This window comes from Leptospira brenneri (genome assembly GCF_002812125.1).
Classification (GTDB): domain Bacteria; phylum Spirochaetota; class Leptospiria; order Leptospirales; family Leptospiraceae; genus Leptospira_A; species Leptospira_A brenneri.
The window spans coordinates 227,340-240,209 of sequence record NZ_NPDQ01000006.1 but is presented as its reverse complement, the minus strand read 5'-3'; the positions used below and the strand labels follow the sequence as shown (position 1 = coordinate 240,209).

General features: G+C 40.3%; 12 protein-coding genes. 6 read left to right on the top strand and 6 right to left on the bottom strand.

Annotation, left to right across the window (positions count from 1 at the left end; all coding sequences use genetic code 11):
* Positions 1–13 precede the first annotated feature (13 nt).
* The 3 genes from CH361_RS14195 to CH361_RS14185 form a co-directional block, all read right to left on the bottom strand.
* On the bottom strand, positions 14–454 hold the full coding sequence (locus CH361_RS14195) for a hypothetical protein (RefSeq protein WP_100791463.1): 441 nt from the start codon (positions 452–454) through the stop codon (positions 14–16).
* Between the two features lie 445 nt (positions 455–899).
* On the bottom strand, positions 900–3,317 hold the full coding sequence (locus CH361_RS14190) for a penicillin-binding protein 1A (protein WP_100791462.1): 2,418 nt from the start codon (positions 3,315–3,317) through the stop codon (positions 900–902).
* A gap of 4 nt (positions 3,318–3,321) precedes the next feature.
* Complete coding sequence (locus CH361_RS14185; protein ID WP_208861447.1) at positions 3,322–4,275, bottom strand: MBL fold metallo-hydrolase; 954 nt, start codon at positions 4,273–4,275, stop codon at positions 3,322–3,324.
* Positions 4,276–4,333: 58 nt separating this feature from the next.
* On the opposite strand from CH361_RS14185, the gene CH361_RS14180 reads away from it, so the two are divergent.
* The 3 genes from CH361_RS14180 to glyA are packed head-to-tail and all read left to right on the top strand — an operon-like array spanning position 4,334 to position 7,271.
* On the top strand, positions 4,334–5,158 hold the full coding sequence (locus CH361_RS14180; protein WP_100791540.1) for a rhomboid family intramembrane serine protease: 825 nt from the start codon (positions 4,334–4,336) through the stop codon (positions 5,156–5,158).
* Positions 5,155–6,024: a lipoate--protein ligase family protein gene (locus CH361_RS14175; protein ID WP_100791460.1), complete on the top strand. Its 870-nt coding sequence runs from the start codon at positions 5,155–5,157 to the stop codon at positions 6,022–6,024. The genes CH361_RS14180 and CH361_RS14175 overlap by 4 nt, the downstream gene beginning before the upstream one ends.
* Complete coding sequence (glyA, locus tag CH361_RS14170; RefSeq protein WP_100791459.1) at positions 6,021–7,271, top strand: serine hydroxymethyltransferase; 1,251 nt, start codon at positions 6,021–6,023, stop codon at positions 7,269–7,271. The genes CH361_RS14175 and glyA overlap by 4 nt, the downstream gene beginning before the upstream one ends.
* Here the strand turns inward: glyA and CH361_RS14165 are convergent.
* The gene (locus CH361_RS14165; protein ID WP_100791458.1) at positions 7,268–8,071 is read right to left on the bottom strand and encodes an NRDE family protein; all 804 of its coding nucleotides are present in this window, start codon (positions 8,069–8,071) and stop codon (positions 7,268–7,270) included. The genes glyA and CH361_RS14165 overlap by 4 nt on opposite strands.
* Positions 8,072–8,175: 104 nt before the next feature.
* Between CH361_RS14165 and CH361_RS14160 the strand changes: the two genes are divergently transcribed.
* The 3 genes from CH361_RS14160 to CH361_RS14150 are packed head-to-tail and all read left to right on the top strand — an operon-like array spanning position 8,176 to position 10,974.
* Positions 8,176–8,787: a DUF4254 domain-containing protein gene (locus CH361_RS14160; protein WP_100791457.1), complete on the top strand. Its 612-nt coding sequence runs from the start codon at positions 8,176–8,178 to the stop codon at positions 8,785–8,787.
* The gene (locus CH361_RS14155; protein WP_100791456.1) at positions 8,784–9,842 is read left to right on the top strand and encodes a glycosyltransferase family 9 protein; all 1,059 of its coding nucleotides are present in this window, start codon (positions 8,784–8,786) and stop codon (positions 9,840–9,842) included. The genes CH361_RS14160 and CH361_RS14155 overlap by 4 nt, the downstream gene beginning before the upstream one ends.
* A 49-nt stretch (positions 9,843–9,891) precedes the next feature.
* Positions 9,892–10,974, top strand: a complete 1,083-nt coding sequence (locus tag CH361_RS14150) for a hypothetical protein (RefSeq protein ID WP_100791455.1) — start codon at positions 9,892–9,894, stop codon at positions 10,972–10,974.
* Here CH361_RS14150 and CH361_RS14145 read toward each other — a convergent pair.
* Together CH361_RS14145 and CH361_RS14140 are read right to left on the bottom strand one after the other, a co-directional pair.
* A complete protein-coding gene (locus tag CH361_RS14145; RefSeq protein ID WP_100791454.1) occupies positions 10,943–11,569 on the bottom strand; it encodes a hypothetical protein in 627 nt (208 codons plus the stop codon). The genes CH361_RS14150 and CH361_RS14145 overlap by 32 nt on opposite strands.
* Positions 11,566–12,855, bottom strand: a complete 1,290-nt coding sequence (locus CH361_RS14140) for a glycosyltransferase (protein ID WP_100791453.1) — start codon at positions 12,853–12,855, stop codon at positions 11,566–11,568. The genes CH361_RS14145 and CH361_RS14140 overlap by 4 nt, the downstream gene beginning before the upstream one ends.
* Between the last annotated feature and the right edge of the window lie 15 nt (positions 12,856–12,870).

The following is a 12,870-nucleotide window of genomic DNA, read 5'->3' as shown; positions in this document are numbered from 1 at the left end:
CATTACATATTGTTTATCTAAAAGCGACAACCGCACAAGCACGTGCGTATTCTTTTTGTTCAACAGTCGCTTTTTGTTCGAACTTAGTCACTCCGTGTTGGCGGAATCCTTCACTCGCCTTTTTAGCGTGAAGAGATGCTTCACAAAAATTACCAGCTTTTGAATGTGCGAGACTAGCAAGATACTGAATGGATGCAAAACTTTTATGTTCGCTCATCCCAATCGCCTCTCTGATTTTGATCGCTCGGGAATAATGTCCAGAAGCTAAATCAAATTCGCCCATTCCTTCCTCTTCACTCGCGAGTTTCACAAGTTCATTGGAAATAGCAGTCAGAGTTTCTTTGTCGTATTGGTTGATCAGGGAATCAAGGTCTTCATTCATTAAAGAAGACTCTCCAGCAGAAATGGAAGCAGTGAGTGCCAAAACTAGAATGGTTAGAATTGCCTTTTTCATATTCCCTCCGAACCAACGGTTCACTCATAATGATGCAACTATCGTGCCAGAGCGAAAATAGACAAAATGGCAGGGAAATGGCAAGTGAGAGCCCTTTTGGACAAAAGCACAAACGGAATCTGCCCAAAAAGTACGCAGAATGTTGAAGAAGAAATAAATTGCCTAAAAAGAAAAAGAAACGAAGGGCCGGTCTGGCCAGGGGTCTAGGTTTTAGGAGAAATGGTGAAATTGGGGTGAGTGAGTTTCTTTTACAAGCGGGTGAAAAAGGTAACCAACTTACCTTGGTGAGTCCCTTTCTTTAGTGCCCTACTTACTTAGGTAAGCCAAAGGAAAAGGATTCTCACTTACTTTAGTGTGCTACTTACTTAAGTAAACCGAAGGAAAAAGATAACCCACTTACTTTGGCGAGCACCTTACATTAGTGGGTGAGTTACTGAGAGAAAACTTACTTCAATTCCTCATCAGAGATTTCGAGTTCTCTTTGGAGAAAATCCGTTAGGTCCATGGATCGATAGTGATCGCGATCTCCGTCACACTGCCTTCCTCCCGGAACTGCCAGAGTTCTACCGGCGATGGTAATCGGCTTTAGAAATAAATTCCCTGTCAAAGGACAATTAGGTCCAGGACTCAGTCCGTTAAATGCGCAAGTGGCACCCTTAACCACATCGGCAGGAATCTCTTCTGCTTTTCCATTGGGATAAAATACGGGATAAGGGCCTTCATTGTACCAACGCGAATAAATTTTTCCCCAAATCGGTGCTGCAACTCCTGCTGCAGTGACCCCTTTTCCTAAAGACAAAGAAGATTTATCAAATCCCATCCAAACAATGGAAGTATATTTTGGATCAAATCCGGCATACCAAACATTTGTATAAGAAGAAGTGGATCCTGTTTTTCCGCCAGATTCTCCCTTATAATTTCCTTTATCAGAAGCACGAAGGGCTTGTGTTGGTGTTCCACCCATGGCAACGCCAATTAACATTTGTTTAATGATATATGCAGTAGCTTCAGGAATGATTTGGATTGTGCCATTTTTTGCCTCTTCGGCAAGGGTTTCTTGGACTTCCTTTTCCTTATTATAAACAACAGTCCCACTTTGATTTAGCACATAACGAACACTAAACGGAATGACATCTTTCCCCTTATTTGCCAAAATCGAGTAACCGAGAGCCATCTCATAAGGAGTTAGTTCTGCAACACCTAGAGCAAGAGCGGGGCCTGTTGGGAACCTAGCTTTATTAGCTTTTGTCACTTTAGAAGCAAAATCAATCACAGCGTCCGTTCCCGTTCTCATCAGTACCTGAACCGATACGATATTCAAAGACAAAGAAAGTGCACGAGAAAGTGGAACCATCCCTCTAAAATCACCTGAGATATCTTGTGGAGAATACCCTTCCCCTTCTTCGGTGATTGTTGTAAGAGGTGCATCCATAATCCCAGTTCCGGAACCAACCGCCCTATTTTGGATGGCCGCAGCATAGACAAAGGGTTTGAAAGCAGAACCAGTTTGGCGTCTTGCTTGCATAGCTCTATTGAACTGATTTTTGGGAGAAAATCTAGATCCACCAACCATTGTTTGGATATATCCTGTTTGGTGGTCGATGGTGACAATGGCACCTTCCACGTGTAAGTTGGAAGAAAACACAAGAGAGGATCTTTGGAACTCTTTCACTGCCGAACTTTCATTTTCGGAAGGAGTAAAATCAGTTAACAACTCCAAAGCTGGTGCCATTTCCTTTTCTAAATGAAGACGAAATACTTGTCTGTCATCCAAACTAGTTACGTAAGGAACTCCTACTGGAAAAATCGAACCAAGTAGATTGTATAAAGAAACTAGACCACGGTCAGCCCTTCCCACATAACGAAAGTTCGCTCCAAAAGCGTATTTGTCTTGTTCAATCAGTCCTTTTCTAAGTTCTTCTTCAGCAATTTCTTGTTTTCTTACATCAATCGTTGTATAAACTCTTAACCCGCCAGTATACAAGGATTCTTCGCCAAGTTCTTTTTCTAAGATTTGGCGAACCCACTCCGTAAAATACGGAGCTCGATTGAGTTTGGCACCCCAAGTGGAACGAGATGGGGATTGGGTGATGACAACTGGCCAATACCTTTCCCAAAAATCGTCATGGATTTTTTGGACTTGGTCTTTAGGGATAAATCCATTTTTTGCCATAAGGCCTAGAACCACCATATGGGCCTGTTTTGCTTCTTTCGGGTTTTTGAATGGTGAATACGTAACGGGGGCTTTGGGAAGTCTTGCAAGCATTGCCGCTTCTGCGATGCTTAAATCTCTTACATCTTTTTGAAAGTAAACATTGGCCGCAGAAGAAAGTCCTGTAGTTCCATGACCCAAATAAATTAAATTAAAGTAGATTTCTAAAATTTCTTCTTTGGTGTATTCTTGTTCAATTTGTAAGGTTAATAACGCTTCTAAGAATTTACGACCAAAGGTTTTTTTCCTTTGTTGTAAAATCGTTTTTGCCAACTGCTGGGTGAGCGTAGATCCACCTTGGACAATCCGTCCGGCAAAAACGTTTTTAATCGCCGCTCGAACAATCGCTAAAAAATCAATCCCGAAGTGATTGAAAAAGTTATCATCCTCAACGGAAAGAAAAGCATGGATCACATGAGGAGGAATGTCACTGTATTTTAGTAATTCTTGTTTGTGTCTGTAAAGTTCTGCAAACAAAACTCCATTCGAATCATATAGTTTAGTAGGAGTTGTCGGCTGGTAAGATGCTAACTTTTGTAATTCCTTTCCTTTATTTACCTCTGAAAGGATGTAACCAAAAAAGAAACCCCCAAGGAGTGCAATGCTAAAGAAAGTAGTAATAGTGATTCGAAGTGTTTTTTCTTTGTTCATACAATTATAAATGGAAGCGTAATCCTTCCCTTGCTAAATGAATTTTTAATTTTTTTTCGCCTAACTGTTCTTTGTGGAGTTTGGCATCGTTATAAATTTCATAAATTTTTTCATCCGAGTAACTTGGCTCATGATGGGTGAGAACCAAATTTTTGACTCTCCAAGAGGAAGCACAGTTCACTGACATAGTGTAAGCAGTATGCCCCCAATCAAACTTTGAAAATGATTCGTCTAACGTATATTGGGTGTCTAGGATCAGCAAATCGGCATCGGCAAAAAAAGGATGGCTCTCTTGGATGAGGTCCATATCGGCCCCCGTAAATTCAGCGTCCGTTGCAAAAATAAAAATTTTACCTGCACGATTTGTGAATTTATACGCGAAAGACCCACCAGGGTGTTTCAAAGGGTAACACTCTACCTTCATTCCAGAAGGAAATTCAAGAACATCCCCTGGAAAAAAAAGTTTGAATTCTTTGGCAGAACCGGTCCCGCTCAAAGGGACTGGAAAGTATTCTGGTTCTTGTTGTCTTTCAAGACGTGATTCCAGATCCGAATACGGAGAATAAAAATTAAGAAGGAAGTCGGGAAAATAAATCGGTTTAAAAAAAGGTAGTCCCTGGATATGATCCCAGTGGGTATGAGTGATAAAGAAAGAGACTGTCTTTTTTAGCTTAGCGGACAGATATTCCGAAACAAGTTCATCCCCCAAATTCCGAAGGCCTGTTCCCATGTCCAAAACGTAAACTTCACCCTCATCATCGGTGACAGAAACGCAAGTTGTGTCTGATCCTGTGACAAATTTCAAATGATAAGGAAGGTCTTGCCAAAATTCATCCGCCGATACACCAGCCCCCGTTTGCCTATAGAGGTCCAGAATATCGATAATTTTTTTGCGGTAGTCTTGGTTGCGGAGGGGGCTCGCTATGGAGCCGCGGACTCCGTAGAGTTGCACAATCACTTCCTCGATGCTAGGAAATCGACTTTCCTTGTCACTCAAGATTTGCGACCTTGAATTTATGGCCTCTCGTTACCCAGGATATGAACTCCGATTTGGACCCCCCATGGTTCCCGTTGTACGCACTCTCATCATACTCAATGGAATTTTGTTCCTCCTGCAGATGGCAACGAAACTGGCTTTCCATTCTCCCATTCTGGAACTTTATTTCGGCCTTACTCCAGGCCTGGTTTGGAATGGTTGGGTATGGCAACTACTCAGTTACGCCTTCCTTCACGGAAGTTTTCTCCACATCCTATTCAATATGCTGAGCCTTTGGATGTTTGGTTCAGAACTTGCTGAAATTTGGGGCGAACGTGCTTTTTTAAAATTCTATTTATTCACTACCTTTCTAGGTGGGGTAGGGACGGTAATTGCTCATTTTTCTGGCATTCCTCAGGGACTCGTGGTAGGAGCCAGTGCCAGTATCTACGGATTACTCGTCGCCTACGCGATGACCTGGCCCAACCGTGAACTTTTAGTTTTTCTGATCTTTCCGATGCGTGCCAAATATTTTGTGATGATTGTAATGCTCATGGTTCTTTTTGCCCAAGGAGAACGAGTGGCACATTTTGCTCATTTAGGAGGAGCCATCGGCGGTTTATTCTTAATGAAAGTTTACACTGGCTGGAAAAAGAAAGTGGGTTCCCTTCCCACTTGGTCGTTGTCGCGATACCTTCAAAAACGTAGATTCATGCGGTACCAAGAAGAAATGGCAAAAAGAGAAAATGCAAAAACCAAAGTGGACGAACTTTTGGAAAAGATCTCCAAAAATGGAATGGATTCACTCTCTCGCAGCGAAAAAAAATTTTTGAACGAAGCCTCTCAAAAATACTTTAACGAGTGAGTCCCAAAGTATTTTATTTCCCACAAATCCCTCCAAGGTCACCTTACTATAATTTGGCGACCGAAGAGGCAATCGCCGTAAAACTTGTCTCCGAAGGGATAACTGCAGGGGTTCGTCTTTGGAAAAATCCTGATTCGATCATCCTTGGACTTTCAGAAAACCCATTTCGAAACATCAAAGAAGAAGTGGTGACAAGATACGAAACCGTAGCTCGCAACGAAGGTTTTCAGAAAAAACCAAAACCTAATTTTTGTTATATTGCAAGACGAGCCTCTGGTGGAGGAACCGTTTTCCACTCCCTAACAGGAAATATTAATTATTCCCTCTATTTCAATTTGGAAGAAAGAAAGGAACTTTTTCCTGTCAAAGACTCTTACGAGATTCTCCTCGGCATTGTTGCTAAATCCTTAGAAAAACAAAACATCCGCTCTACTCCCAAAGGAAAATCCGATTTGGTTTTAGAGAAAGATGGGATTTTTAAAAAAATTTCAGGGAATGCTCAATTTAGAAAACGAGGCTGCATTGTCCAACATGGGACTTTGATTTTAGAAGAAACCTTAATCGAAAGAGTGGCAGAGGTCCTTCACCACCCACCGGAAGAACCGGATTATCGCAAAGAAAGAACCCATAAGGACTTCCTCACATCCTTACCTAATTTTTTCTCTGAAAGTATTTGGGCGGAGGATCTTCTGCGGGAAGTTTTTTCCTATTTGGGTGAGGAAAGCCCTGATGATTTTTCAAAAATTTCCTTCTTTGGCCCCGACTTTTCTACTTTTCGGAAACACGTGCTCCAAGAATCTGAATCTATTCGCAAGAAGAAATACCAAAATCCAGAATACACACTTCATAGAGAAATTCCCACATGAGTCATTTAGAAAAACAAGATCCAGAAGTATACGCCGCATTAAAAAAAGAAGACGAACGCCAAGAACATTCCCTAGAGATGATTGCTAGCGAAAACTTTGTTTCGCGCCCGGTATTGGAAGCTTATCACTCCACTCTCACTAATAAATATGCAGAAGGATACCCTGGGAAACGTTATTACAACGGTTGCGAAAATGCAGACAAGGTAGAACAACTTGCGATTGACCGAGCAAAAAAATTGTTTGGAGCCGAATACGCAAACGTTCAACCACATAGCGGTGCGCAGGCGAATATGGCAGTATTTCTGGCAACTCTTGAGCCAGGAGATAGTTTTCTTGGGATGAATTTAGCACATGGTGGACACCTAACACATGGTAGTGCGGTCAATATCAGCGGGAAGTATTTCAAACCAATTCCTTATGGTGTGGATGAAAAAACAGAAACTATTAATTACGATGAAGTAGCAAAACTTGCCAAAGAACACAAACCAAAACTAATTGTTGTGGGTGCTTCTGCTTACCCAAGAACCATTGATTTTAATAAGTTCCGAGAAATTGCCGATGGAATTGGCGCAAAAATTATGGCCGATATTGCACATATCTCTGGTCTTGTGGTTGCTGGTGAACATCCAAGTCCTATCGGAGTATGTGATTTTGTCACAACCACCACTCATAAAACTTTACGTGGACCAAGAGGGGGACTGATTCTTTCCTCTGCAGAAAACGAAAAGATTTTAAACTCAAGAGTGTTTCCAGGAATCCAAGGTGGTCCACTCATGCATGTGATCGCAGCAAAAGCTGTGGCCTTTGGTGAAGCACTTCAACCAGATTTCAAAACGTATATCAAACAAGTTGTAAAAAATGCGAAAGTCCTTTCGGAAACTTTCCAAAAACGTGGTTTCCGTGTGATCTCTGGTGGAACAGACAATCATATAGTTCTATTGGATGTTTCCGTGAAAGGACTCACTGGGAATGATGCTGCAAATGGACTGGATCATATCGGTGTGACAGTAAACAAAAATGCCATCCCATTTGATAAAAATCCACCTGCAGTGGCTTCTGGGATTCGACTCGGAACACCGGCTCTTACAACAAGAGGACTCAAAGAAAAAGAAATCGAAGCAGTGGGAAATCTAATCTGTGATTATTTAGAACACTTTGGTGATGTTAGTTGGGAATCCAAAGTGAAAGCAGGAGTGAAAGAAATCACCTCAGCTTTCCCAATGACAAATTTTCGATTAGAAGACTAAGATTCGTTAAACTTTAAAACCTCTCTCCGTTCCGAATATTCATTAGAAAGCGGATCGGAGAAGGTACGTTCAATCACTTCCACTTCTTCCCTTCCATAAAATAAAACTGTAGAGGCCCGAGTTCCATACCCAGGAACACGAATCCGAACAGAAGATAAATACTTCTCTCGTTCCAGGCCAATCCCTGTATCGGGAAGGAGTGAATCTTCTTTTACTAGTTCAGAATCTGATAATAAACGAAAAAATTCAGTGGTCGCTTCCTTTTGCCAATTTTTGTCTCCAGGAAAAGAGCCAAACACCTGTTCAACGCCAGATTTTAACTTAGCTGTTTTGGGCCAGACGGTATTCCAACTGGCATTACTCACAGAATGAAAACCTGGCTCCAGTCTCAAAACTTGCAGAGGATCCCCTCCTACATAGTTTGCTTCCCTGCCATCAAAAACAAATAAATTGAATCCATCGAATTCGTGAGCTGTTTTTAAAACTTCTTCCCGATACAAGTCTGAACTCATTTCTTTTGATGATTTTAAAAAATCTAATACGAGATTTCCCCGTGATTTAGGATGGGGGTGAGGTGGTTTCCGTAGGTTTCGTACGTTGGTGAGAAAGGCAACCTTTCCTAAGGAACTCACTCCGAGCCAAGTCCCACCCGCTTTTAAATCCTTTCCCGCCAGAATTTCGGGTCTTGAGTTCCATAGATGTAAGGACTCTGTTGGTCTTTCAAAGAATTCATCTCGATTGGATACAATGATTAGTGGGTATTCAGGATGAACCCTGTAAGCGATTACAACTAAGCACATGTCAGTTCAAATGCCGGTAATGGATGGCAAAAGAAAGCGAAAAACCTGGGAAATATTTGGATTGAACCCCAAAAACCATATTAAATCATGAATTGCATTACGATATGAAAGCATTGGAAGCCATAAAAGCCGTCTCTATTTTCCAGGAATCCGTTCTGGATTGGCATAAAAAAGAAGCCCCGCATCCCAACCCTTACCCGGAAGGGAGCCTTGAATCCACTCTCTACCAAAAAAATCACATCGATACCATCCAATGGCATATTGAAGATGAAATTCGTAGACCAGACATTGCTTTGGAAGATGTTGTCGCTCTCAAACGAAAAATCGATAAACTCAACCAAGATAGAACAGATATGGTGGAAAAACTCGATGACTTTGCCATCGAAATGTTTCGCGAAATCACTCCTAAACCCGATGCAAAACTAAACTCAGAATCTCCTGCTTGGCTTCTGGATCGAATGAGTATCTTAGAACTCAAAATCTATCACATGGAAGAACAAGTTTCCAGAAAAGATTCATCGGCCACAAAAGAACATATCGCAAAATGCCAAGCTAAGTTAGATATCCTCCTCGACCAAAGAGAAGATCTCAAAAAATGTTTAGACGAACTTTTTTCCGATTATTCTCAAGGGATCAAACGAGTGAAAGTTTATCGTCAAATGAAGATGTACAATGACCAAAATTTAAATCCGTCTTTGTATAAGAATCAAAAATGACAAACCTTTTAGTACTTCGATTTTCAGCGATGGGGGATGTGGCTCTTATGACACCTGCCCTCATTGCCATTGCAGCTAAATATTCAAACATTCAGCTGACAGTCGTTACAAGAGGAAACTTTGCCCCGTTTTTCTACAATATCCCCAATCTCAATGTATTAGGAATCAATCTTAAAAAGTATAAAGGAATTTTAGGTCTTTTTAGGATGTATCGCGACATCGCCAAACTAGGACCATTCGGCCATGTCATCGACTTACATGGATCGGTTCGTTCTCGCTTCATTGCCTTTTTGTTTCGTAGCCAAGGTGTTCCTTATTCCAAAATCATCAAAGGTCGACGCGAAAAACAAAAACAAACAAGACGTTATCATAAAAAACTAAACCAACTCCCGCATACGGTAGAACGTTACCTAAATGTATTCCGCAAAGCTGGATACGATGCCCCAGTTAGAAAAGGCCCATGGTTGAATGTTGATGGGGAATCAAAAATATATGCTAGGGATTTTTTTAAATCAGTTGGGATCGATAAAAAGGAAGGACAGTGGTTTGGGTTTGCTCCTTTTGCTGGTCATGCTTTGAAAGAATGGAGTTTTGAAAAATGCAAACGTCTTGTGGAAGTTTTACTCGATGAATTTCCTGAATGTAATGTATTTTTATTTGGTGGAAAAGATGAAGCCAAAGAATTAGAAATCCTTCGCAACAACCAAACACGCGCTCATATCGTTCAAGGGGGAAACCTTGGAATCCGCGGAGAACTTGGAATCATGGACAGGTTAGATGTAATGATTGGGATGGATAGTTCCAACGTTCATATTGCAGCTCTTCTCAAAAAACCAGTGATCGGAATTTATGGAACCACACATCCGCTTTCTGGATTTGGACCTTTTGCTCAAGAAGATTCAGGAGTATTACAAGTAGACTTACCCTGTCGTCCCTGTTCGATATATGGGAACACAAAGTGTTGGCGAGGGGACCATGCTTGTATGGAACTCATTGATCCGCTTGACGTGGTTCGAAGAATCAGACTCATTCAAAATGTAAATACTCTTTGGTAACCCTTAGTTAAAACACTTACACGACACTCAAGAGAAAACGGAGACTTCCATGTTATTTCCAATTGAAAGAGATTTTTCTCCGAAGATTTTCAAACGAAAATTTATTATCTCTTTCACCTTAGGTAGTTTTACATTTTTAAAGAAAAAAGTTTTATATTTTTCTTTTTATCTTATCTTTTCCATTTTTTTACTCCCAAGTCAGATCAGAGGACAAGAGTTTTCTTCTGAATTTAAACCAGTAATTCTTCCTTCCCCCAACAAAGCCGATTACGAAGAACAAATCAAATGCGAAGATCTATACTGTAAAAAGATTTCCTATTCGGAAGATGGTAAATACTTATCCGAAGTTTGGGATGAATTAGGAAAAAACAGTGGTAAGGTGGTCGTGGACTTTTTAGATTCTCCCCTTTCGCTTAGCGAATCAAAAATGGACGATATCACTGAATACTTACGCGAAATTGCCAAACGAGATGGACATGTAAGTTTAGAACCATTTTATTTAGCAACCAGAGGGTTTGGTGTGACGGATATTCCTATCATCAAAGATCTTTTTGGACTCAGTTATAATCTATACAAAAGGATTCGTTCTGTTGTCAAATTTGGGAGGATGGGTCATTATAACGCGAAAGTCCTTTACCACCCCACCACCGGGAAAGTGTTACAAGTTTTTTTCTTTCATAAAAATTACGGCAATCTATGTAATACAGTGTATTCTACCTGTGATCGAATTGAATATATCGACGATACCCTATTTGACAAACAGTTGTCTTTGAGACTGAGTGAGGCCTCTACCCGAGGAATCGAAGTTAGGTTCAACCAAACTCCTGCCATCCTTCCCTTGATGAAACTTGATATCAGGAATTTAATGGATACAAACCGTTCCGCGAGACTTTACAAATGGCTCATCATCACAAAAAAAACAGAAACTAAAACTGTGACTCGGGAACGTCTTTTAAGTGCGGAACTTGCCATCAAAGCATTGGATTACACTTTAAGTGCTTATGAAATCGTCGAAACGATTCAACTTTATATCCCAGCTCGTTCAAAACAAGCAGAAGTTGTTTATGAAGACACAGAAGATGGTAGAATGCTTAAATCTGTTATTTTTTATCCGATTCCTGATAAGGAATAATATCTAATTTTGTTTTCCTTATTTTTACCATAACCACAAAGACTACACAAGCAATTCCAGCTGATCCAGGAAAAAGTAAAGTTGTCACGTTCCATTCAGCAAGCGCAAACATAGCAAGAATGTTGCGAAATAGAAAAATAAGATAAAAACCCAAAGGTTCTGAATTCGGAAGTATATAACCTTTGCGAAAGGTTGGAACGAATCCCAAAATATCAGCTAATGACAAAACAACTACCGCCGCCAAAGGATCGGAAAAATAAAACCAAAACGGTAAACTCGAAAGTGCTAAACCAAAGAAAAACCAATCCGAATGAGTGATTTCGATATCACCTCGTTTCCGATACGCAAAAAAAGCAACAAGAAAGGTAATGATTCCTGAAACACCAATGGGGAAGCTACCAACTCCCCCATTCCCTGCAATTTGAGCGAAGAACACGATAAAGGTGGTGACTCCCCAAATGATCCAAGAAAATACATGAGGGCGAATGTTACCAAACCGTATCCCTTTTATGTACGGAATGTACGCATAAAAAGTTAAAAAAACAGCAATAACAGTAACAAAAGATCTTATCTCAATCGAAACGAAGTTGTTCATTGCATAAAATCAAAAAACAGATCAAAAATATTGGATTTTTTTACCTTTCCCTTCATTGCTTCGACAACTTTCTGATAAACTTCTTCCATGGTATCAACACATTTTTCCATTTCATGACCAGAAGCGATTTGAATGGAATTTTTTGAAAACTTAGAATAATCATCTGGATTACGGATGATGGAAAGAGCAGATTCTGCAATCCCATGAGAGTCAAAGGATTTTGCTATGTATCCATTTTCTCCATGGCGAATTAACTCTGGTAAGGCGAAGGCATCGACTCCTACCGCCGGTAATCCACAAGCAATGGCTTCTAAAACAACAAGCCCTTGTGTTTCCATAGTGGAAGCTGTTAAAAATACATCATACTTGGGATATTCTTCATGCAAAACAGCATTAGGGATAAATCCTTTAAAGATAACTGCTTTCTCAATGCCCAAATGTTCTGCTTGTCGTTCTAATGTGGGAATGGCCGGCCCTTCTCCGATAATGGTAAGTGTTGCCTTGGGATAATGTTCATGGATGGTTTTAAATGCCGTAAGAACTACATCACAATTTTTTTCATAGGAGATTCGACCCACATGTAAAAACTTAGGAGCATCACCACCCGTATATACCTTTGGTTTTCCTTGGAACCTTTTTAGATCCATTCCATTGGAGACAACAGTAATGGGACGAGTGATTCCATATTCAATCAGCTGCTCTTTGATGAGATGACTCGGAGAAATCACCACATCACATCGATTATAGATATCATTACAAATTTTTAGAATGATTTTTTTACGAATATTGAAGTTATCAAATTTTACAATTTTATCAAGCTCATCAATATTTAGTTTTTTCTTAAATTTATTTGCTTTAAAAAAAAGTTTATCAAGTTTGAACAATCGGTAAAAAGAAACATACATCTCTTGTTCTGCCATGAGAGTGTGATAAGTTCCGATGGTCGGAACCCCAAACCTTTCGGCAGCATTCACGGCATACAAACCCAAAAGTCCAGGAGTGTGAATATGAATGAGGTCAGGTTTGAAATCTTCTATGATTCGTTTGATTTTTCCAGGAGACGGCAAAACTACTTTGATATCTGGGTAACTGGGCAAATAACCCGACCGAAACCGAACCACTTGAATTTTGTCCGTCATCCGGTCAAAGTCCCCGTCTCCGTATTTAGGAGCACAAATACAAAACTCATGCCCTCGCAAAGCTAAAAGTTCGGAAAAATTCTTAATAGAAACAGCAACTCCGTCGGTTTTTGGCAAAAAAGTATCGGAAAAATATAAGACTCGCAACTGTTACCTCTTTAC